Source organism: Amycolatopsis sp. NPDC052450, assembly GCF_044547565.1.
Classification (GTDB): Bacteria; Actinomycetota; Actinomycetes; order Mycobacteriales; family Pseudonocardiaceae; genus Amycolatopsis.
In genome coordinates this window covers 909-21,256 of the sequence record NZ_JBIUAQ010000048.1, presented here as the reverse complement: position 1 = coordinate 21,256, position 20,348 = coordinate 909, and the positions used below count along the sequence as shown (strand labels likewise).

The following is a 20,348-nucleotide window of genomic DNA, read 5'->3' as shown; positions in this document are numbered from 1 at the left end:
CGGGCCACCCTGGCTCAGCCGCCGACGTGCGAAAGGCCGAACGCGGTGAGGAAACCGGCGACCGTGATCAGCCCGGTCCACAACTGAGCGTCGTCGAAGGCCTCGGGGATCATCGTGTCGGCGATCATGGCGAGGATCGCGCCGCCGGCGATCGCGGTGATCACCGCCAGGGTGGCACCGGACGCACCACCGAGAACGCCGTAGCCGAGCATGGCCGCCACCCCGCTGATCACGGCGATACCACTCCACAGAAGGAAAACGTAGCGCGGACTCCGGCCCGCCCGCTTCATCCCCGCGGCGCTGGACAGCCCTTCCGGAACGTTGCTGATGAACACGGCGGCCACGGTCACGACACTGACGCTTCCGCCGCCGAGCAGGCTCGTGCCGATCACCATCGATTCTGGGACGCCGTCCAGCAGGGCACCGAGCGCGATGGCGGTCCCGGAGCCCGCTTGCTCGGTTTCGGACGGCTGCTGGTCACCGGAGCGTTTGCGATGGCGGGCGCCTCGCCGGGCGAGAGCGACATTGGCGAGGGTGTAGATCAGCGCACCGCCGAGAGCGCCGAGCGCGGTCGGCAGGAAACCGCCCTTCTCGTGCGCTTCGGCGATCAGCTCGAAGGAGACGGCGGAGATCAGCACGCCGCTGCCGAAGGCCATGACGCCTGCGACGGCCTTGCCCGGGATCCGGGCCAGGAAGCCCGCCACCGCGCCGAGCAGCAAGGCCGACCCGGCCAGTAGGCCCCAACCACCCGCGGCCAGTAGTTCCGGCACCCGATCCTCCTCCTCGCATTCCGAAACCCGACGCTCAGTCTGTCCGACCAGGTGGCCGGACGCGCGGCGGGAGGATTGCCCCGGAGAACGCGGGGTACTCGGCCGGTATGGAACAAGAAGGCGTGACACACGGCACCCGACGGCATCCGCCGCAGGTGGCCGCCCTGATCGTCGGCGTGGCCTTTCTCGCGGTCGGTGTGCTCGGCTTCATCCCAGGCGTCACGACCGGCTACGAGGGGCTGGAATTCGCCGGACACCATTCCGAAGCCCGCTTGTTCGGTGTCTTCGCCGTGTCGATCCTGCACAACCTGGTGCATCTGCTGTTCGGCGTGGTGGGTGTGCTCGCCGCTCGCAAACGCGCCGCTTCCCGTGTCTTCCTGATGGTCGGCGGCGGGATCTATCTGCTCCTGTGGATCATCGGACTGGTGATCCCCCAGAGCAGCCCGGGGAACTTCCTGCCGTTCAACGTCGCCGACAACTGGCTGCATCTGGGTCTCGGCCTCGGCATGATCGCGCTGGGTCTGCTCACGACCGCGCTCGAACGCAAGGCGGGCGACTACCCGGAGCCCGATATACAGCACCAATGAAAACGTCCGGGCCCGCCGCGGAAGCGACGGGCCCGGACGCTCGGATCAAGCTCAGACCAGGTCGTAACGGTCGAGGTTCATGACCTTGTCCCACGCCGACACGAAGTCACGGACGAACTTCTCCTTGGCGTCGTCGCTGGCGTAGACCTCCGCCACCGCGCGAAGCTCGGAGTTCGACCCGAACACGAGGTCGGCACGGGTGCCGGTCCACTTGACCTCGCCGGTCGCGGAGTCGCGGCCTTCGAAGGTCTCCGCGTCAGCGGACGTGGCGGTCCACTGGACGCCCATGTCGAGCAGGTTCACGAAGAAGTCGTTGGTCAGCGACCCCACCTTCTGGGTGAACACGCCGTGCGGGGACTGCTGGGCGTTGGCGCCGAGCACACGCAGGCCGCCGACGAGGACGGTCAGCTCGGGCGCGTTCAGGTTCAGCAGGTTCGCGCGGTCGAGGAGCAGGTACTCCGTCGGGAGACGGTGGCCCTTGCCGCGGTAGTTGCGGAAGCCGTCGACGGTCGGCTCGAGCGGGGCGAACGACTCGACGTCGGTCTGCTCCGGCGTCGCGTCGGTGCGGCCCGGAGTGAACGGCACCTCGACCTCGACGCCGCCGTCCTTGGCGGCCTGCTCGACGGCGGCGACGCCACCGAGCACGATCAGGTCGGCCAGCGAGACCTTCTTGCCGCCGGTCTGGGCGCTGTTGAACGCCTCCTGGACCCCTTCCAGGGTCCGCAGGACCTGACCCAGCGTCTGCGGGTCATTGACCTCCCAGTCACGCTGCGGCTCGAGACGGATGCGGGCACCGTTCGCGCCACCGCGCTTGTCGCTGCCGCGGAAGGTCGAGGCCGACGCCCACGCGGTGGAGACCAGCTGCGAGACCGACAGTCCCGAAGCGAGCAGCTTCTCCTTGAGGGAGGCGATGTCCGCGTCGTCGATCAGCTCGTGGTCGACGGCGGGCACCGGGTCCTGCCAGATCAGCGTCTCCTGCGGCACCAGCGGGCCGAGGTAGCGCTGGACCGGGCCCATGTCGCGGTGGGTCAGCTTGAACCAGGCGCGGGCGAAGGCGTCCGCGAACTGGTCCGGGTTCTCGTAGAACCGGCGCGAGATCTGCTCGTAGACCGGGTCGAAACGCAGCGCCAGGTCGGTGGTGAGCATGCCGGGCGCGCGGTTGAGCTTGCCGTCCTCGGGATCCGGCACGGTGTTCTTCGCCTTGCCGTCCTTCGGCGTCCACTGGTGGGCGCCCGCCGGGCTCTTGGTCAGCTCCCAGTCGTACTCGAACAGGTTGTGGAAGAACCAGTTGCTCCACTGGGTCGGGGTCGGCGTCCAGGTGACCTCGAGGCCACTGGTGATCGCGTCCCGGCCCTTGCCGCTGCCGAAGGTGTTCTTCCAGCCGAGGCCCTGCTCCTCGATCGAAGCGCCCTCGGGCTCGGCACCGACGTACTTGTCCGGGTCCGCCGCGCCGTGGGTCTTGCCGAAGGTGTGCCCGCCGGCGATCAGCGCGACGGTCTCCTCGTCGTTCATCGCCATGCGGCCGAAGGTCTCGCGGATGTCGCGGGCGGCGGCCAGCGGGTCCGGGTTGGCGTTCGGGCCTTCCGGGTTCACGTAGATGAGACCCATCTGCACGGCGGCCAGCGGGCCCTCGAGCTGACGGTCACCGGTGTAGCGCTCGTCGCCGAGCCACGTGCGCTCGGGACCCCAGTACACGTCCTCGTCCGGCTCCCACACGTCCGCGCGGCCACCGGCGAAGCCGAAGGTCTTGAAGCCCATGGTCTCCAGGGCGCGGTTGCCGGTGAAGATCATCAGGTCGGCCCACGAGATCTTGCGGCCGTACTTCTTCTTGACCGGCCACAGCAGACGGCGGGCCTTGTCCAGGTTGCCGTTGTCCGGCCAGCTGTTGAGCGGGGCGAAGCGCTGCATGCCCGCGCCGGCGCCGCCGCGGCCGTCCTCGATCCGGTACGTGCCCGCGCTGTGCCACGCCATGCGGATCATGAAGCCGCCGTAGTGGCCGAAGTCCGCGGGCCACCAGTCCTGCGAAGTCGTGAGGACGGCGTCGACGTCCTTGGCGAGCTCGTCGAGGTCGACGGTCTTGAACTCGGCGGCGTAGTCGAACCCGGCGTCCATCGGGTCGGAGGCGGCGGAGTGCTTCCGGAGGATCTTCAGGTTGAGCTGGTTCGGCCACCAGTCACGGTTGCCCGCGCCTTCGGTGGGGTGGTTGCGGCGGCCCGACGAGACGGGGCAGCCGCCCGCGCTCTCTTCGTTCATTTCGCCGACGACGGCGTCCGGGCTGTCAGACACGGGGATCCTTCCGGGAATAAGAACTGGCGGGGTTCAGGAACGGGGTTCGATCGCACAGTCGGGGCACCGGCCCCAGTAGATGACCTCGGCCTCTTCGATCAGAAAGCCTTGATCGTTCGACGCGGTCAAACAGGGGGCGGGACCGACGGCGCAGTCGACGTCGGCGATGGCTCCACATGATCGGCACACGACGTGGTGGTGGTTGTCCCCGACCCGGGACTCGTAGCGTGCCACGGATCCCGACGGCTGGATCCGCCGGACGAGACCCGCGGCGGTCAGTGCCCGCAACACGTCGTAGATGGCCTGATGAGAGACCTCTCCCAGCTCGGAACGCACGGCACCGATGATCGAATCGGTGTCGGCGTGCGGGTGGTCGCGGACCGCTGTCAGCACGGCCACCCTCGGACGCGTCACGCGCAGGGCGGCCCCGCGCAGCATCCGCTCGAACTCCGGGGTCGTGGGCACGAGCGCAGTCTGGCCCATTTTCTGGAATGAATCAAGTTCTCGGATCCCGGGCGTGTCTCGCTGCCTCAAGTCCGCACCCACCGAGGACACGAAGGCCGAGCGCCGCGAGCCCTTCACGCGCCACGACGGCGAGCTTGAGGCAACTGGGACGATTCGGCCGCCGGACACGGCAAGGGCGGTTACCCATATCGACGCCGCTTTTGTGGCTTACGTTACAGATTCTCTTCAAGAATTTTCACTCCGGACAAACAACCGGCCGAAAACGCATTGATCGACGGTTTGCGATATCCACGAAGCGCCCCCGGCCACTGGTCTGGACCGCGCATCGATGACCACACGAAGGTGCGAAAATCGAACGAAACTTGCTCCGGAGGCAAGGAATCTCCACTGTCACCAGGGGCTTTTGGTGCACATCAACACAAAAGTGGCACTACAGGACACCTGGACGAGTGAGTGAGCACGCCGGAGCGTCGCCGACCGTCCCGCACACGCCTCTCGGCCGGGACCCACAATTCGTTGGCAGAGCGTGATTCCCCGCAGATCCGCTGCTCCGGGGCCCCACGCACACGTGGCCACGACTCACGTCCCCCGTGGTAGCGTCTGCGCCCTACTCCCCACAGTCCGGCCTCATCCAGTGCACACCGTCAAGGAATAATCATGCCCGAACAAGGCTTCAACACCGTCGTGGCGGTGGATGGTCCGGCGGCGGCGGGCAAGACCACCACCTGTCTTGAACTGGCGAGATCATTCGACCTTCGCTATCTCGAAAGCGGCAGGACTTACCGCATCATCGCTTTCGAGGCGCTTCAACGGGAAATTCCGGTCGACAACGCCGGGAAGATCACCGGACTGTGTGACGAATTGATAACGGAGAGCCGTTCGGCAGGCCTGCTGACTTCCGAGCGCTACGCACCTGACAAACTGCGCGCGGCCCCCGTCAACGTCGCCGTCTCGGCCGTGGCCAAGATCGCGGAGGTCCGCCAGCGTGTCACCAGCCTCATCAGGCTTTGGGCCGGAGCACAGACACGGTGCGTCATCGAGGGGCGAGACATCGGCACTGCCATCTTTCCCGCCGCTACCGTGAAGTTCTACTTGACCGCCAGGCCCGAAATCAGGGCGATGCGGCGAGTACGTCAAGAGCGGGCAGCCTCTTACGAGCAGGTTCTCAGCGACGTGGTTCGCCGAGATGCCGCCGATATGTCCCGAACGTCGTCACCGCTGGCCGCCGCGGAGGACGCCATCAGAATCGACACCTCCGAACTCACGCTCATGCAGGTGCTGAACCGCATGTCGTCGGCGTGTCGTAACAGAGGCTTAGAGATCAACCGATAGTGCGAGTACGCTTCTGCTTTGTCTGCGACGAAGCTAAGTTGACCACGGGTATGACTTCAAGTGATCGATCAATGACAAGGAGTATCGGTTATGAGACCGGCGATGGCGAAGGAAAACGAAGCCGAACCGGTGACAGCCGAATGTCTCTTTTGCCATTTCGATGACGCCTCGGTCAATGACGTACTGTTCGAAGGACGCGAGATCTATGTCCGCTGGGACAACTTCCCGGCGGCAAAGGGGCATGTCGAAGTTGTCCCGAAAAGACATGTGGAGTCCTACTTCGCTCTCACAGCGAGTGAGCACGCCGAAGTCTATGCCCTGATCAAGCGGGCATGGCACAAGATCGAAGAACAGTTCCAACCGGACGGATACACCATCGGCGTGAACGAGGGGCAGGCCGCGGGCAGGACGATCGACCACCTGCACATCCACCTGATCCCACGCTACGAGGGTGACGTGCCGGACCCTCGAGGCGGTATCCGTCACGTCCTGCCGGGGACCAATCCCGACGAATGGCTTGTTTGAGCCTTCCTCGCCTCCACCACGAACCAGTTGCCACGCCCGCTCGGCAAGACCCGGACCGATACGAAGCCGACAGCGGCCAGCTCAGCCACAATGGCTTCGGGCCTGCGTAACGAGAACCAGCGCGAGGACGACATACGCGCGCTTCGCATCCATCCTTCGCCTTCCCCTTCCTTGAGGCTGATCGCGGTGACACCGCGGGGCGCGAGCACTCGATGGAGCTCGGAGAAGACGTGAGGATGCACCTCGCTCGGGAGATGCAGGACGCTCGCGCAGGCCCAGACGCCGTCGAACACTCCGGCGGCGAACGGCAGGGCCAGGAGATCGCACTGCACCGCGCCGAAGACCGCACACCGACAGCGGGTGTGCCGGAGCAACTCTTCGCTGAGGTCGGTCGCGACGACGGCCGCACCTCGCTCGATCAGGTACTCGGAATCGCGGCCGGCGCCACTGCCGAGGTCCAGTACGAGAGCACCCGGCAAGGACTCGAAGAACCGATCCAACTCACGGTCGAGACCGGGAAATTTGTCGAGTGTGTCCGTGGCCCGGATGAAGGCGGCGGCGCTCTCGTCGTAGGCCGAGCGGTTACGTGACACGAGGGCACGCAAGTCTTCGTCGTTCAGGTGCATTCGAAGTCCTCACGGCCGATGGCCATGCCCAGGTTCGTCATCTCCTCGAGCAACTCCCGCCTGTCGAGCACGTCGTAACCCCGGCCGGCGTCGACGCTCACGCAGCCGACGAACTTGTTGCGCCCGCTCCTGATCGGCGTGACGAAGAGCGCCGTTCGATGCTGGAGGACCCGGAACTCCTCCCACGTCAGGTTCATCACCGATTCCGGTCCGTACCTTGTCACGTGGTCTTCGTATTTCGCCGGGTCGGTGAGGTGCTCCACCAAGGGCGCGACGTCGAACCGCACCTCACGGTCGTGTTGCCAGCGCAATCCCACAGCCCCGATGCCTCGCGCCGGGGCAAAGCTCCGCGTCGCCGGGAAGGATGACATCCGATAGGAGGAAAGTCGTTTCAGCACACCTTGTACCGGATGTCGCAGCGTGCGCGTCTTCCGCCAGACATGGAGTGCCAGATCGCCGGTGTCCAGTGGCGGATCGATTTTCGCACTGATATCGAGCAATCTGCCGAACGTGGACAGGACACGGCGACGCATCATGACGTTCCGGTCCACAAAGGAGCGTCGCTGCCAGCTTTCGAAGGGTGTGAAAGCGCCGAAAACACCGGCCACGACGAGAACGACCAGCAACAGGTAAGGGCGGCCGGTCAGGAGGTCATCCCAGAAGAGCTTCGAAGGTACGTTGTAGGCCTTGCCCGCCAGGAACAGGGTCGCCGACAGCAGGATCGCCTTGTCCGCGGCCTTGGCCGTCTTCCGTCTCATGTCTTTCCGTCGCCCTGGTGCCGCCACGCCTTGCCGGGAAGGTCCGTACGCTCGCCGTTCTCACCGGTCAGCACCACTTCGCGCTTCTCGGTGACCACCCCGATCCTGTGGAAGCTCAACGCTTCGGCGAGATCGTCCACCTGGCCGGGAGATACGGTGAAGACGAGCTCGAAATCGACCGAATCCCCCATGACCAGGCTCAACGGCTCCACGTCCACATGGGCAGCCACGGCGGCCACCGCCTTGGGGACGGGAATGGACCGCTCGTCGACGTCGATCCCGACACCACTCGACTCGGCGATACCCAGCAAGGTGGCCTTCAGACCGTCCGAGGTGTCCTGGCAGCTCGTGACCACTCCGCTGGCCCCGAGCACGAGTCCCTCGCCCACCCTGGCCACCGGCCGCTTCCAGTTGGCGAGCAACGAGGGAAGCAGGCTGTCGATGACCAGGTCCGGGACGCCGGAGCGCAGATACGCCATCGCGGCCCCGGCGGGGCCGGTCGGGGCCGTGAGGCATACGACGTCGCCGGGTTTCGCGCCGGACCGCAACAACGCCTTGCCTGCCGGGCAAACCCCCAGAGCCGAGGCGGAGAGGATCAGACGTTCCGCGCCACCGATGTCACCACCCACGTTGAAGCAACCGAACGCGGCACACGCGTCACGGATGCCTCGCATGACGAGGCTGAACAGGGCGTCGTCCATTTCGGCCGGGTACCGTACGACCGAAAGCAGCCCGATCGGCTTCGCGCCCATCGCGGCGATATCGCTCAAGTTCGCCGCGACCAGGTAGTACCCCAGGTCGTATTCGTCCAGGTACCCCATCTCGTACAGCCTGAATTTGGGGCCACGGACGTAGTCGGTGCCCACCACGAGGTCATGGCTCCCGGCCAGCCGGAAGACCGCGCAGTCGTCTTGAGCATCGGCTCCCGTGGTCAGCTCCACGCGGCCGCCGTCCGGAAACGAAACCGGAGCGAACGCACCTGCCTGGCGAGCGAACAACGGAACGATCGTCTGTGCCAGCCTGGTCGGTTCGTCCGAGAATTTCTCACTCACCACAGGACAGCTCCGCATCGACGGTCATGACGTTGCCGCTCAATTTTCCCGGCCAGTAGTCCACCATTCGCATGGTCCGGCGAAGCTCCCCCTTCCGCATCACCACCGCGTAATCCCATTCCGGGTCCTCGATCGCCAGCACGGCTCCGGCGACCGAACGCAGATACTGCCTTTTCTGCTCCCCTGTCGGCCGATAGACCCGGACCCTTTCCCGGTACACGCGGAGAAAATAGGCCGAAGACGGCCACGGCGAGAGCGCGAGTTCCCCGAGCGAGCCCAGATCCCGGTAGGCGAGGGCGTCCGCGATGAGATGATCGTCAACGGCGTCCCCATCGATGGGGAGAAAGTGCAGATGCGCGTGCGTGATGCAGGCGTGGCTCTCCTGTCCGGCACTCGACCCGTGCTCCAGGATCAGCGGCTCACCGAATGCCTCGCGATACAGCGGCACGATCTCGGCGAGAAAGCCTGACACCTCCGCCTCATGGAGGGAAAGTACCTGAGCGAACGACATGTAGTGGTTCGACGGAAGGAGCAGGAGATGCCCGAGGACGAGCGGTGACATATCTGCCAGCAGGGTCAAATTTTCTGTTGAATATATCAGCCGGGACGATGGGTCGCCTTCGTAGAAACGGGCGAAGGAGGTGTCGTCAGCACCTGAAAGCTCTTCACAGAAATCCGCACCCGCGCACTGCATGGTTTCGATCATGTCTCCCCCTGCCGCCTCGCCTGGTCTCCGTCGATCGGACCATCCTGGATTTTTGCGCACGGATATGGCGGACTTGAACGGCCAATGCGGAGGTTAACTCGAACGTCGTAACCTGATCACGGATTCGTGAACGCGAACTTTGGACAAAAGCGGGACACATCATGGCCGATACATAGCCACTCGCCCGATCGCACGAAAAGCGCCCGCCACCCGGTGGGCGACGGACGCTTTCCGTTATCGCGATCCGCTCACATTTACGGCGATCTCAACGAAATCGCGCAGGAATATTCATTCATCGGCGAAATCCGCAGTCACTCGTCTCGCGCCAGCAGTTCGCGGACCCGTTCCTGCAGTGCCTCCCGCGGGTACGCGTTGACCTGGGCTCCCGCCATCCGCACCGGGTCGCCGAAGAAGAAGTACTCGTACAGCGACTCACGCCCGGCGAAACTCGAGACCGACGCGTCGAACGCGAGCTTGAACAGCCGCGCGCGGTCCTTCGCGGGCAGCGTGGCCGACTGGAGGTAGGTGTCGATGTCAGGGCGGCCTTCGGCCTCGAAGTCCGCTTCGCCCGGCAGAGCCATGAGGCCGGACGCCGAAAACTTGCGGATGATCTCGGTCAGCCGCGGCGAGACCTTGGTGGGGTACCAGTTCCGGGCGGCGTTGAGGACTTCCCATTTGGGCAGGAAGACGCCATCCTCGCTCAGTTTCCCGTCGGCCTCCGCCGCGCGCAGCACGGCCTTCTCGATTTCGACGTAGGAGATCAGCTCGGACAGATCCTGCTGGATGTGCTGGAAGCCGCCGATGCCGATCGCGGCGGCGATCTCACTGGCGAGGCCGAGGTAGAACTCCGTCTTGGCCAGCGTGCGCGTGACGACCTGGTGGGTCATGAGCGCCCCGGCGCCGGTCTCGGAATACCAGGCGTTGCACAGTTCCGGATGCCCCAGCAGGAACACCCGCTCGTTCGGGACGAAGACGTCGTCGAACACCACGACCGCGTCCATCTCCTCGAACCGCGAGGCGAGCGGCTCGTCGAACCGCGAGCGGCCGTGGTCGAGTCCGGCGCGGCAGAAGTACTTCAGCCCTGGCGCGTCGTTCGGGACGGCGAAAGCGTAGGAGTACGGCGCGTCCTCGGGGGTTCCGCGCAGCACTGTCGACGGGAACACCAGGAGTTCGTCCGCGATCGGCGCGATGGTGGCGAGCATCCGGGCGCCGCGGACGACGATGCCGTCTTCTCGTTCTTCGACCACCTTCGCCGACAGGTTGCCGCCGCCCTGCTGGCTCCCCGACACCGAACGGTTGACCTGCGGCGGGATCAGGGTGTGCGTCGCGAGGAGGTCGTTCTCGCGCGCCATCTCGTAGTACTTCTCGATGCGCTCACCGAAGACGGGATCGGCCTGCGAGAAGAACTTCTTCGCGGTCGACAGCGCGGTGAGCGACGAGTTCATGTAGTCGCCGGTGCGGCCGAGGAAGCCGTTGGAGTACTGCGCCCACACGGAGAAGGCGGCGCGGCGGCGCTTGAGGTCTTCTTCGGTGCGCGGCACCAGGAACGACGTTCCGACACGCTCCCCCGTGGTCGGCGATTCGTAGGTCAGGACGTCACGGTGCGCCGGGTCGTGCTGAAGGTCGAACAGCTTCGCGTAAGTCAGCGCGTTGTTGCGGAACGCCGGGTGTTCGGCGACCTTCGAGGTCACCTTCTCGCCGTCGACGTACAACTCCGGCGTCATCCCGTTGAGCTTGTCGAGGTACTGCTGTCCGGTACGGGCTCCCATGTGGTGCTCCTTCTCGGGTGGACGTCGTTGTCAGAAAAGGGATTCGTGGCCTTGCGCGGATTCGTGGATGGTCGAGAACTGCCCGTTGACGAAGCCGAGCGCGTCGCCGGAGCGATAGTCGAATTCCTGCACTTCGCCGAGGAACAGGGTGTGGTCGCCACCGTCGTAGGCCGCCCACGGCGTGCAGTCGAACCAGCTGAGGACGCCGCCGAGCCGCGGCGCGTGTCCGCCTTCGACCCATGCCGGCGCGCCTTCGGGAGTCGGACGGCCGGCGAAGTTCATCGCGAGCGCCTCCTGTTCGGCACCGAGGACGTTGACCGCGAACGGGCGGCCCGCGAGCAGGTCGTGGCTTTTCACGGTGCGCTGGATCGAGACGAGGACGAGCGGCGGATCCATCGAGACCGCGGTGAAGGAGTTCACCGTCAGGCCGTGCCGTTTCGTCGCGGCATCGAAGGTCACCACCGCGACACCCGTCGCGAAGCGGCCGAGACAGCCGCGGAAGAACTGTGCGGGCGGCCGATAGAGGCTCGAACCCGGCGAGAAACTGGTTTCGCGTGACATCATCGTCGATTCCTGTTCTATAATCGAACAGACAGTTCAACTATCGAAATGGATCGTATACGATGGTTTCGGACTCCCGCAAGACCACGAGCACGTCCCAGACGCTCAGCCGAGGCATCCGCGTGCTCGAAGTCCTTGCCGATGCCCAAGAAGCGCTCAGCGTCGACCAGATCGCCGAACGTCTCGGCGTCCATCGGTCGATCGCGTACCGGCTCATCCGCACGCTCGAAGACCACGGGCTTCTCACGCGGGAGCCCGCGGGGAAATTCGAACTCGGCACGCGCCTGGCTGCGCTCGCGGCGGGGATCAAGCACGACCTGCAGGCCGCCGCGCTGCCCGAATTGACCGCGGTCGCGAACGAACTCGGCATGACGTGTTTCGTGGCGGTGATGGACCGCGAGGAATGCGTGACCCTGGTCAGCGTGGAACCCCGGCACGCCGTCGCGTCCGTCGCGCAGCGCCCGGGGTCCAGGCATCCGTTCACCGCGGGCGCTCCCGGCCGCGCGATCCTTTCCCAACTGCCGTCGGAAGACTGGCCCGAAGAAGTGCGGGAAGTCGCCGCCCGCGGTTACGCGGACAGCCATGGCGAAGTGATCGAAAACCTCAGTTCCGTAGCGGTGCCGCTCCCCCTTCGCGGCCACAACCCGGCGGCACTCGCTGTCGTCTATCTGTCGAGCACGCGGGCCCCCGCCGAGCTCGCGGAGCGGCTCAAGGCGGCGGCGAAGGCCGTCCGTGACGCTCTCGGCGGGTGAGCGTCACGGACGGCCTGATCACTTGCCGAACCGCAGCGGGCTCACCGCCTGCTCGGCCTCATGGTCCGGCCCGAGCGGAATCCCCGACCGGTCGCGCAGCAGCAAAGTGGCGATGAGGCCGACGACGGTCATCCCGGCCAAGTAGACGGCCACGGACACCGACGTGCCTGTCGCGCCGACCAGGGCGGTGGCGATCGTCGGCGCGAAAGCGCCACCGAGGATCGCGCCGAGCGCGTAGGAGATCGAAACGCCGGAGAACCGGATCGAGGCGGGGAACAGCTCCGCGTAGAACGCCGCCTGCTGGCCGTAGGTGAACCCGAGCCCGACACTGAGGATGATCAACCCGAGCGCCAACAACACGACGTTCCCGGTATCCACCAAGGGAAAGAGCACCGCGACGCCGGCAAGCTGCGCGATCCAGCCCAGCACATACGTGCGCCGCCTGCCGATCCGGTCGGACACCGCGCCCGCCGCCCACGTCGAGAGCAGCCAGGTCGCCGCCGACGCGGTGACCGCCCACAGCACCGGCCCGCGATCGAGGCCGATCGGACCCTTCGGATTGGTCGCGTAGTTCTGGATGTAGCCGCCGGTGGTCATGTAGCCGACCGCGTTGTTGCCCGCGAACACCAGCGCGGCCACCAGGACGAGCACGGAGTGCTTGCGGAACAGCTGGATGATCGGGGTCCGGGTCTGCTCCCGGCGTTCGGCTATCTCACGGAAGACCGGGCTCTCCTCGACGCGACGCCGCACATAGTGACCGACCAGGATCAGCCCGACGCTGAGCAGGAACGGGATGCGCCAGCCCCAGTCGAGGAACGCCTGGCCGGGGACGAGCAGACTGGTCAGCGCCAGGACACCGGAAGCCAGCAGCAGGCCGAGCGGGACGCCGATCTGCGGCGACGCACCGAAAAGTCCCCGGCGCTTCGACGGCGCGTGCTCGACGGCCATCAGGACGGCGCCGCCCCATTCACCGCCCGCCGAAACGCCCTGCAGGATCCGCAGCAGGATCAGCAGCACCGGCGCGGCGACGCCGATCTGGTCGAAGGTGGGGAGCACGCCGATCAACGTGGTCGCGACGCCCATCAGGATCAGGGTGAGCACCAGGACCACGCGACGGCCGTACTTGTCTCCGAAGTGCCCGGCGAGGAAGGCGCCGAGCGGGCGGAACAGGAAGCTCACGCCCACCGTGGCGAAGGAAACGAGGGTGCTGTTCGCGCCGAGGCCGGAGAAGAACAGCTTGCCGAAGACGAGACCGGCGGCGGACGCGTAAACGAAGAAGTCGTACCACTCGACCGTGGTGCCGACGACGGTCGCGAAGGCGACCCGACGTCGATCGGAAGACGGTGGGGCGGTCCGGCCGGGCGTGCGTTCATCCTGCGCTGGATTCGACACCTTGACTCCTTTGACATAGGCCTGACGCGAGTGGCGGCCCGCAGGGATCCCGGGCGAGGCGAAGGCCACTCGGTGACCGCCTTGCCACTGTGGCACAGAATCATATACGTTATTAGATACGAAGCAAGGGTCGAGGATTCAGGGGAACATGGGCACTTACGAGGCATCAGCGCCTTCCGGCCGCGCGTCCGGTCCGCATGCCACCCGGCCGGGCAAGATCATCGCCGTCCATCTCAGCTACGCGTCACGGGCCGCGCAGCGCGGGCGGCGTCCGGCGACCCCGTCGTACTTTTTCAAGCCGTCGAGCTCGATCGGTACGTCAGGTGGCACGGTCGAACGTCCCGCAGGCACCGAACTACTGGCCTTCGAGGGCGAGATCGCGCTGGTCATCGGCACCACGGCCCGGTGGGTCAAGCCCGACAAGGCGTGGGACCACGTCGCCGCGGTCACCGCCGCGAACGACTTCGGCCTCTACGACCTGCGTGCGGCGGACAAGGGCTCCAACGTCCGCTCCAAGGGCGGTGACGGCTACACCCCGCTCGGTCCCGGCCTCATCGACGCACGCGACATCGATCCCTCGTCGCTGCGCATCCGCACCTGGGTGAACGGCGACCTGGTGCAGGAGGACACCACGGCCGGACTGCTGTTCCCGTTGCGGCAGTTCGTTTCCGATCTCTCCCAGCACTTCACGCTCGAACCGGGCGACGTCATCCTCACCGGCACCCCCGCGGGTTCGACGGTGGTCTCCCCCGGCGACGTCGTCGTGGTCGAAGTGGACGTCCCCGGCACCTCCGCCAGCAGCGGACGGCTGCACACCACCGTCACCCAGGGGATCCGGTCCTTTTCGGACATCGGCAGCCTGCCAGAGGTCGACGACAAGCAGCGCGCCGAAGCTTGGGGAACTCCCGCCGAAGCGGTCGAAGAGAACTCGCCCACGCTCAGCGAGGAACTGCGCGCCAAGCTTCTTCGTGCGCCAGTCGCGGGCTTGTCCGCCCAGCTGCGCAAGCGCGGGCTGAACAACGTCGCGATCGACGGCGTGCACCCCAATCTGCCCGGCTCGAAGGTCGTCGGCACGGCGAGGACGTTGCGTTTCGTCCCGAACCGGGAAGACCTGTTCAAATCCCACGGCGGTGGTTACAACGCGCAGAAACGCCTTTTCGACTCGGTCGGCGCCGGCGAGGTGATCGTCATCGAAGCCCGCGGCGACAAGGGTTCCGGGACGCTCGGGGACATCCTGGCGTTGCGGGCGCGCCACCTCGGAGCGGCCGGGGTGATCACCGACGGCGGGGTCCGCGACTTCGAAGCCGTCGCCGCGACCGGGCTCCCGGTGTTCTCACAGGGCCCGCATCCGGCGGTCCTCGGCCGCAAGCACGTGCCGTGGGACACCGACGTCGCGGTCGCCTGCGGCGGTGCCACCGTGCTGCCCGGCGACATCATCGTCGGGGACGACGACGGCGTGATCGTCATCCCGCCGGCGCTGGCCGAGGAGGTCGTCGACGCGACGCTCGTCCAGGAGGACGAAGACGCGTGGATCGCCGAGCAGGTCGGCCAGGGCCGCCCGATCGAGGGGCTCTTCCCGCTGAACCCGTTGTGGCGGGAAAGGTATGAGGCATGGCAGAAGAAGCAGTGAAGACGACCAGCAAGTCCGAACTCGCCTACGAGTGGCTGCGTGAGCGGATCGCCCGGCACGAGTACGGACCCGGCTACCGGCTCGTCCTCGCGGAGATCGCCGGCGCGCTCGACATGAGCGTCGTCCCGGTGCGCGAGGCGATCCGGCGGCTGGAGGCCGAACGGCTGGTCACCTTCGAACGCAACGTCGGCGCACGCGTGGCGATGGTGGACCAGAACGAGTACGTCCACGCGATGCAAACCCTCGGCGTGGTCGAAGGGGTCGCCACCGCGCTGTCCGCGCCGCAGCTGTCCGAAGAGAACATCGCGCGGGCCCGCCGCGTGAACGAGCGCATGATCGCGCTGCTGGACCACTTCGACGCACACGAGTTCACCGCGCTGAACCAGCAGTTCCACTCGCTGCTGTTCGAATGCTGCCCCAACCCGCAGATCCTCGACCTCGTGCACCAGGGCTGGACCCGGCTGTCCGGACTGCGCGACTCGACCTTCGCGTTCGTCCCCGACCGCGCGCACCGGTCGGTCGAGGAACACGAACAGATCCTCCGGCTGATCTCCGAGAAGGCCGACCCGCTCGACATCGAATTCGCCGCGCGCAATCACCGCTGGGCCACCATGCAGGCCTTTTTGGACGCGCGAGAGCGCGCGAAACGCTGACTGAGGAGGAATCTTGACCAGCACGACTCCCCGGCCGATCCCGGACGGCGTCCCGGAGCGGATCCGGCACTACATCGGCGGCGAACTCACCGACTCGGCCGACGGTGCCGTTTTCGACGTGATCGACCCGGTGACCAACGACGTCTACGTCCAGGCCGCCGCCGGCAAGAAGGCCGACATCGACCGCGCCGTCGCCGCCGCGCGGAAGGCGTTCACCGAGGGCCCCTGGCCGAAGCTGCTGCCGCGCGAGCGTTCGCGCGTGCTGAACCGCATCGCGGATCTCGTCGAGTCGCGGGACAAGCGGCTCGCGGCACTGGAGAGTTTCGACTCGGGCCTGCCGATCTCGCAGGCGCTGGGCCAGGCCCGCCGGGCCGCGGAGAACTTCCGGTTCTTCGCGGACCTGATCGTCGCGCAGGCCGACGACACCTACAAGGTGCCCGGCCGCCAGATCAACTACGTGAACCGCAAACCGATCGGCGTCGCCGGGCTGATCACGCCCTGGAACACGCCGTTCATGCTGGAGTCGTGGAAACTCGCCCCCGCGCTGGCGACCGGCAACACCGTCGTGCTCAAGCCCGCCGAGTTCACCCCGCTCTCCGCGTCGCTCTGGGCGGAGATCTTCGAGGAGGCCGGGCTGCCGCCGGGTGTGTTCAACCTCGTCAACGGCTTCGGCGAGGACGCGGGCGACGCGCTGGTGAAGCACCCGGACGTCCCGCTGATCTCGTTCACCGGTGAGAGCCGCACCGGCAGCCTGATCTTCGGCAACGCGGCGCCGTTCCTCAAAGGACTGTCGATGGAGCTGGGCGGCAAGTCGCCGGCCATCGTCTTCGCCGACGCCGATCTGGAGACCGCGATCGACGCGACGATCTTCGGCGTGTTCTCGCTCAACGGCGAACGCTGCACCGCGGGCAGCCGGATCCTGGTCGAGCGCGCGATCTACGACGAGTTCGTCGGGCGTTATGCCGCGCAGGCCCAACGAGTCAAGGTCGGGGACCCGAGTGACCCCGCGACCGAGGTCGGCGCCCTGGTGCACCCCGAGCACTACGACAAGGTCATGAAGTACATCGAGATCGGCAAGACCGAGGCCAGGCTGGTCGCCGGCGGCGGCCGCCCCGACGGCTTCCCGACCGGGAACTACGTGGCTCCGACGGTGTTCGCCGACGTCAAACCGGACGCCCGGATCTTCCAGGAGGAGATCTTCGGCCCGGTCGTCGCGATCACGCCGTTCGACACCGAAGAAGAGGCGCTGGAGCTCGCGAACAACACGAAGTACGGGCTCGCGGCCTACGTCTGGACCAACGACCTCAAGCGGGCGCACAACTTCGCGCAGTCCGTCGAGGCGGGCATGGTGTGGCTCAACTCGAACAACGTCCGTGACCTGCGCACCCCCTTCGGCGGGGTCAAGGCGTCCGGGCTGGGGCACGAGGGCGGCTACCGCTCCATCGACTTCTACACCGACCAGCAGGCGGTGCACATCAATCTCGGCGAGGTGCACAACCCCGCCTTCGGCAAGGGCTGACCCCGTTCCCCCGTCCACAAAGGATGACGCAATGAAGCCGATCCCCACTCCGAAATCGCCGCCGCCGGACGTCCTGCGCTGCGCGTACATGGAACTCGTCGTCACCGATCTGGCGCGTTCGCGCGCCTTCTACGCCGACGTGCTCGGACTGACGGTGACCGAAGAGGACGACACGACGGTCAGCCTCCGCACGATCGACGAGTTCATCCATCACAACCTCGTGCTGCGCCAGGGTCCGGTCGCCGCGGTCGCGGCGTTCTCCTACCGGGTCCGGTCGCCGGAGGACCTGGACAAGGCCGTCGCGTTCTACACGGAGCTGGACTGCCGGGTGGAGCGCAACGAGAACGGGTTCACCACAGGCATCGGCGACTCGGTGCGGGTGCAAGACCCCCTCGGCTTCCCGCTCGAGTTCTTCCACGACGTCCAGCACGTCGACAGACTCAGCTGGCGCTACGACCTGCACGTCCCGGGCGCGCTGGTCCGGCTCGACCACTTCAACCAGGTCACGCCGGACGTGCCGCTCGCGGTCAAGCACATGGAAGACCTCAACTTCCGTGTCACCGAAGACATCCAGGACGACCAGGGCGTCACGTACGCGGCTTGGATGCGGCGCAAGCCCACCGTGCACGACACCGCGATGACCGGCGGCGACGGGCCGCGGATGCACCACGTCGCCTTCGCCACGCACGAAAAGCACAACATTCTGTCCATTTGCGACAAACTCGGCTCGCTGCGGATGTCGGACCACATCGAACGCGGCCCCGGCAGACACGGCGTCTCGAACGCCTTCTACCTGTACCTGCGCGACCCGGACGGGCACCGCGTCGAGATCTACACCCAGGACTACTACACCGGCGATCCCGACAACCCGGTCGTCACCTGGGACGTGCACGACAACCAGCGCCGCGACTGGTGGGGCACACCGGTGGTCCCGTCCTGGTACACCGACGCCTCCCTCGTGCTCGACCTCGACGGCAAACCGCAGCCGGTGGCCGCGAGAACCGAGGAAACCGAACTGGAAGTCACCATCGGCGCCGACGGATTCTCGTACACCCGCAAGGGTGACGACGAAGGCGAACTGCCGGCCTGGAAACAGGGCGAGTACAAACTCGGCAACCAGCTCTGAGGCGGGGACATGCTCGAACAGGAAACGATCACCGCGATCGCCGACGAACTGGCGGCCGCGGAGGAGGCCCGGGAGACGATCCCGCTGCTGACGGCGCGCTACCCGGACATGACCGTCGAGGACTCGTACGCCGTGCAGAACGAATGGCGGCGGCGGGGCATCGCGGCGGGGCGCCGTCCGGTCGGGCGCAAGATCGGGCTCACCTCGAAGGTCATGCAGGCCGCCACCGGGATCACCGAACCCGACTACGGCGCCATCTTCGCGGACATGGTGTTCGAAAACGGTTCCGTGATCGAGCACAGCCGGTTCTCGAACGTGCGCATCGAGGTCGAGCTGGCCTTCGTACTCCGTGATTCCCTCGCCGGACCGGACACCACGGTGTTCGACGTGCTGCGCGCGACCGAGTACGTCGTGCCCGCACTGGAGATCCTGTCGTCGCGCATCGAAATGGCGGGACGGACCATCGTGGACACGATCAGCGACAACGCCGCCATGGGCGGGATGGTCTACGGCGGCAACCCGGTCGCGGTGGACGCCGTCGACCTGCGGTGGGTTTCGGCGCTGTTGTACCGCAACGAAACCATCGAGGAATCCGGCGTCGCCGCCGCCGTGCTGAACCACCCCGCGAACGGCGTCGCCTGGCTGGCGAACAAGCTCGCGCAGCACGGCGACAAACTCGACCCGGGCGACATCGTGCTGGCAGGCTCGTTCACGCGGCCGATGTGGGTGCACCCCGGCGACACCGTGACCGCCGACTACCGGGACCTGGGGGCGATCACATGCCGCTTCGTCTAGACCCGCCGTTCCGGGACCAGCTGGCCGAGCGACCGCGGATCGGCATGTGGGTCACGTCGGGAAGCGCGGTCGTCGCGGAGATCTGCGCGGGCTCCGGACTCGACTGGTTGCTCATCGACACCGAGCACTCCCCCGCCGCACTCGAAACGGTGCAAACGTTGCTGCAAACGATCGCCGCGTATCCGATCACGCCGATGGTCCGCGCGTCGTCCGGGGACGCGGTCGCGCTGAAGCAGTTGCTCGACCTGGGCGCGCAGAACCTGCTGGTGCCCATGGTCGACAGCGCGGAGGAGGCGGAGGCCATCGTGCGTGCCGTCCGCTACCCGCCGCGTGGCGTGCGCGGTGTCGGCAGTGCTTTGTCGCGGTCGGCGCGCTGGAACCGGGTCGAGGACTACCTCGCGAAGGCCGAGGAGTTCACGTCCCTGTTCGTCCAGATCGAGTCGACGGCAGGTGTCGCGGCAGCCGCCGAGATCGCCGCGGTCGACGGCGTCGACGGGGTGTTCGTCGGCCCGTCCGACCTGGCCGCCTCGATGGGCCTGCTCGGAAAGCAGACACATCCCGACGTCACCGCGGCGGTATTGAGCACCTTCGAGGCCGTCCGTGCCCAGGGGAAACCGGTGGGGGTCAACGCGTTCGACCCCGCGCAGGCTCAGCGGTACCTTGATGCCGGCGCTTCGTTCGTGCTGGTCGGCGCCGATGTGTCTCTGCTCGCTCAAGGTTCGGAGGCGCTCGCGCGACGGCATCAGGCTTAAGGTCTTCGCATTCACTGCGGTCGAAGGCCGGATCGTCTTTCCGTGAAGGACACCTTCCTTGCGTCTAGTGTCCCGAGTCGGAAGTTCGTGTGGTAGTTCGGCGTGGTGCCGAAGGATCTTGTTGTTGCTTCGCGCGGTGAAGATGGTGTCGTCTGAGGCCGTGAGCATTCCGCTGACTTCATGGTGTCGGGTCGCGGGGATTCGTTCGTGGGCTTGTGGGGTGACCGTGTCGGGGGATCCCCCAATGGGGACCCACGCGGCGCGCCAAAGGGGTTGGCGGAGCCCCCAAAGG

The 20,348-nt window shown here is 66.5% G+C and carries 20 protein-coding genes; 10 read left to right on the top strand and 10 right to left on the bottom strand.

The window, feature by feature from the left end; all coding sequences use genetic code 11:
• Positions 1-14: 14 nt before the first annotated feature.
• Positions 15-770 carry a ZIP family metal transporter gene (locus ACIHAO_RS40770; RefSeq protein ID WP_396567324.1) on the bottom strand — a complete coding sequence of 252 codons (756 nt, stop codon included), beginning with the start codon at positions 768-770 and terminating at the stop codon, positions 15-17.
• A 107-nt stretch (positions 771-877) separates the two neighbouring features.
• On the opposite strand from ACIHAO_RS40770, the gene ACIHAO_RS40765 reads away from it, so the two are divergent.
• Entirely contained in the window at positions 878-1,357 is a 480-nt protein-coding gene (locus ACIHAO_RS40765) for a DUF4383 domain-containing protein (protein WP_396567322.1), read from the top strand.
• Positions 1,358-1,408: 51 nt separating this feature from the next.
• Here the strand turns inward: ACIHAO_RS40765 and katG are convergent, their stop codons facing one another.
• Together katG and ACIHAO_RS40755 are read right to left on the bottom strand one after the other, a co-directional pair.
• On the bottom strand, positions 1,409-3,643 hold the full coding sequence (katG, locus tag ACIHAO_RS40760; RefSeq protein WP_396567320.1) for a catalase/peroxidase HPI: 2,235 nt from the start codon (positions 3,641-3,643) through the stop codon (positions 1,409-1,411).
• A 33-nt stretch (positions 3,644-3,676) separates the two neighbouring features.
• Complete coding sequence (locus ACIHAO_RS40755; protein WP_199746796.1) at positions 3,677-4,108, bottom strand: Fur family transcriptional regulator; 432 nt, start codon at positions 4,106-4,108, stop codon at positions 3,677-3,679.
• 657 nt (positions 4,109-4,765) lie between these two features.
• Here ACIHAO_RS40755 and cmk point away from each other — a divergent pair.
• Together cmk and ACIHAO_RS40745 are read left to right on the top strand one after the other, a co-directional pair.
• On the top strand, positions 4,766-5,440 hold the full coding sequence (gene cmk, locus ACIHAO_RS40750) for a (d)CMP kinase (RefSeq protein ID WP_396567318.1): 675 nt from the start codon (positions 4,766-4,768) through the stop codon (positions 5,438-5,440).
• A gap of 90 nt (positions 5,441-5,530) precedes the next feature.
• Positions 5,531-5,965 (top strand): HIT family protein, encoded by a 435-nt coding sequence (locus tag ACIHAO_RS40745; protein ID WP_396567316.1) that lies wholly within the window; start codon positions 5,531-5,533, stop codon positions 5,963-5,965.
• Here the strand turns inward: ACIHAO_RS40745 and ACIHAO_RS40740 are convergent.
• From ACIHAO_RS40740 to ACIHAO_RS40715, 6 genes are all read right to left on the bottom strand, one after another.
• Positions 5,923-6,591 carry a class I SAM-dependent methyltransferase gene (locus tag ACIHAO_RS40740; RefSeq protein ID WP_396567314.1) on the bottom strand — a complete coding sequence of 223 codons (669 nt, stop codon included), beginning with the start codon at positions 6,589-6,591 and terminating at the stop codon, positions 5,923-5,925. The genes ACIHAO_RS40745 and ACIHAO_RS40740 overlap by 43 nt on opposite strands.
• Complete coding sequence (locus ACIHAO_RS40735) at positions 6,582-7,349, bottom strand: hypothetical protein (RefSeq protein ID WP_396567312.1); 768 nt, start codon at positions 7,347-7,349, stop codon at positions 6,582-6,584. The genes ACIHAO_RS40740 and ACIHAO_RS40735 overlap by 10 nt, the downstream gene beginning before the upstream one ends.
• Positions 7,346-8,401, bottom strand: a complete 1,056-nt coding sequence (thiL, locus tag ACIHAO_RS40730) for a thiamine-phosphate kinase (RefSeq protein ID WP_396567310.1) — start codon at positions 8,399-8,401, stop codon at positions 7,346-7,348. Before thiL ends, ACIHAO_RS40735 begins: the two co-directional genes overlap by 4 nt.
• On the bottom strand, positions 8,394-9,107 hold the full coding sequence (locus tag ACIHAO_RS40725; RefSeq protein WP_396567308.1) for an HIT domain-containing protein: 714 nt from the start codon (positions 9,105-9,107) through the stop codon (positions 8,394-8,396). Before ACIHAO_RS40725 ends, thiL begins: the two co-directional genes overlap by 8 nt.
• A gap of 311 nt (positions 9,108-9,418) precedes the next feature.
• Complete coding sequence (gene hpaB / locus ACIHAO_RS40720; RefSeq protein ID WP_396567306.1) at positions 9,419-10,876, bottom strand: 4-hydroxyphenylacetate 3-monooxygenase, oxygenase component; 1,458 nt, start codon at positions 10,874-10,876, stop codon at positions 9,419-9,421.
• A gap of 30 nt (positions 10,877-10,906) precedes the next feature.
• Positions 10,907-11,440, bottom strand: coding sequence for a flavin reductase family protein (locus tag ACIHAO_RS40715; protein WP_396567304.1), 534 nt, complete (start codon positions 11,438-11,440; stop codon positions 10,907-10,909).
• 59 nt (positions 11,441-11,499) lie between these two features.
• Between ACIHAO_RS40715 and ACIHAO_RS40710 the strand changes: the two genes are divergently transcribed.
• On the top strand, positions 11,500-12,189 hold the full coding sequence (locus ACIHAO_RS40710) for an IclR family transcriptional regulator (RefSeq protein WP_396567302.1): 690 nt from the start codon (positions 11,500-11,502) through the stop codon (positions 12,187-12,189).
• Positions 12,190-12,207: 18 nt separating this feature from the next.
• On the opposite strand, the gene ACIHAO_RS40705 is transcribed toward ACIHAO_RS40710, so the two are convergent.
• On the bottom strand, positions 12,208-13,581 hold the full coding sequence (locus tag ACIHAO_RS40705) for an MFS transporter (protein ID WP_396567300.1): 1,374 nt from the start codon (positions 13,579-13,581) through the stop codon (positions 12,208-12,210).
• A gap of 148 nt (positions 13,582-13,729) precedes the next feature.
• On the opposite strand from ACIHAO_RS40705, the gene ACIHAO_RS40700 reads away from it, so the two are divergent.
• Genes ACIHAO_RS40700 through ACIHAO_RS40675 form a run of 6 tightly spaced genes read left to right on the top strand, consistent with a single transcriptional unit; the run spans position 13,730 to position 20,056 of the window.
• Entirely contained in the window at positions 13,730-15,211 is a 1,482-nt protein-coding gene (locus tag ACIHAO_RS40700) for a fumarylacetoacetate hydrolase family protein (RefSeq protein WP_396567298.1), read from the top strand.
• Positions 15,193-15,864 carry a GntR family transcriptional regulator gene (locus ACIHAO_RS40695; RefSeq protein WP_396567296.1) on the top strand — a complete coding sequence of 224 codons (672 nt, stop codon included), beginning with the start codon at positions 15,193-15,195 and terminating at the stop codon, positions 15,862-15,864. The genes ACIHAO_RS40700 and ACIHAO_RS40695 overlap by 19 nt, the downstream gene beginning before the upstream one ends.
• Positions 15,865-15,877: 13 nt before the next feature.
• Entirely contained in the window at positions 15,878-17,383 is a 1,506-nt protein-coding gene (gene hpaE, locus ACIHAO_RS40690; RefSeq protein ID WP_396567294.1) for a 5-carboxymethyl-2-hydroxymuconate semialdehyde dehydrogenase, read from the top strand.
• Positions 17,384-17,414: 31 nt separating this feature from the next.
• Positions 17,415-18,509 carry a 3,4-dihydroxyphenylacetate 2,3-dioxygenase gene (gene hpaD, locus ACIHAO_RS40685; protein ID WP_396567292.1) on the top strand — a complete coding sequence of 365 codons (1,095 nt, stop codon included), beginning with the start codon at positions 17,415-17,417 and terminating at the stop codon, positions 18,507-18,509.
• Positions 18,510-18,518: 9 nt separating this feature from the next.
• Positions 18,519-19,304: a 2-oxo-hept-4-ene-1,7-dioate hydratase gene (gene hpaH, locus ACIHAO_RS40680; RefSeq protein ID WP_125695198.1), complete on the top strand. Its 786-nt coding sequence runs from the start codon at positions 18,519-18,521 to the stop codon at positions 19,302-19,304.
• Positions 19,289-20,056, top strand: a complete 768-nt coding sequence (locus ACIHAO_RS40675) for an HpcH/HpaI aldolase/citrate lyase family protein (RefSeq protein WP_396567289.1) — start codon at positions 19,289-19,291, stop codon at positions 20,054-20,056. Before hpaH ends, ACIHAO_RS40675 begins: the two co-directional genes overlap by 16 nt.
• The last annotated feature ends 292 nt before the right edge of the window (positions 20,057-20,348 follow it).

Coding starts and splice junctions, on each gene's coding strand:
- ACIHAO_RS40765 (WP_396567322.1), top strand. CDS start 878: ATGGAACAAGAAGGCGTGACACACGGCACCCGACGGCATCCGCCGCAG.
- cmk (WP_396567318.1), top strand. CDS start 4,766: ATGCCCGAACAAGGCTTCAACACCGTCGTGGCGGTGGATGGTCCGGCG.
- ACIHAO_RS40745 (WP_396567316.1), top strand. CDS start 5,531: ATGAGACCGGCGATGGCGAAGGAAAACGAAGCCGAACCGGTGACAGCC.
- ACIHAO_RS40740 (WP_396567314.1), bottom strand. CDS start 6,591: ATGCACCTGAACGACGAAGACTTGCGTGCCCTCGTGTCACGTAACCGC.
- ACIHAO_RS40735 (WP_396567312.1), bottom strand. CDS start 7,349: ATGAGACGGAAGACGGCCAAGGCCGCGGACAAGGCGATCCTGCTGTCG.
- ACIHAO_RS40725 (WP_396567308.1), bottom strand. CDS start 9,107: ATGATCGAAACCATGCAGTGCGCGGGTGCGGATTTCTGTGAAGAGCTT.
- hpaB (WP_396567306.1), bottom strand. CDS start 10,876: ATGGGAGCCCGTACCGGACAGCAGTACCTCGACAAGCTCAACGGGATG.
- ACIHAO_RS40715 (WP_396567304.1), bottom strand. CDS start 11,440: ATGATGTCACGCGAAACCAGTTTCTCGCCGGGTTCGAGCCTCTATCGG.
- ACIHAO_RS40710 (WP_396567302.1), top strand. CDS start 11,500: ATGGTTTCGGACTCCCGCAAGACCACGAGCACGTCCCAGACGCTCAGC.
- ACIHAO_RS40700 (WP_396567298.1), top strand. CDS start 13,730: ATGGGCACTTACGAGGCATCAGCGCCTTCCGGCCGCGCGTCCGGTCCG.
- ACIHAO_RS40695 (WP_396567296.1), top strand. CDS start 15,193: ATGGCAGAAGAAGCAGTGAAGACGACCAGCAAGTCCGAACTCGCCTAC.
- hpaD (WP_396567292.1), top strand. CDS start 17,415: ATGAAGCCGATCCCCACTCCGAAATCGCCGCCGCCGGACGTCCTGCGC.
- hpaH (WP_125695198.1), top strand. CDS start 18,519: ATGCTCGAACAGGAAACGATCACCGCGATCGCCGACGAACTGGCGGCC.
- ACIHAO_RS40675 (WP_396567289.1), top strand. CDS start 19,289: ATGCCGCTTCGTCTAGACCCGCCGTTCCGGGACCAGCTGGCCGAGCGA.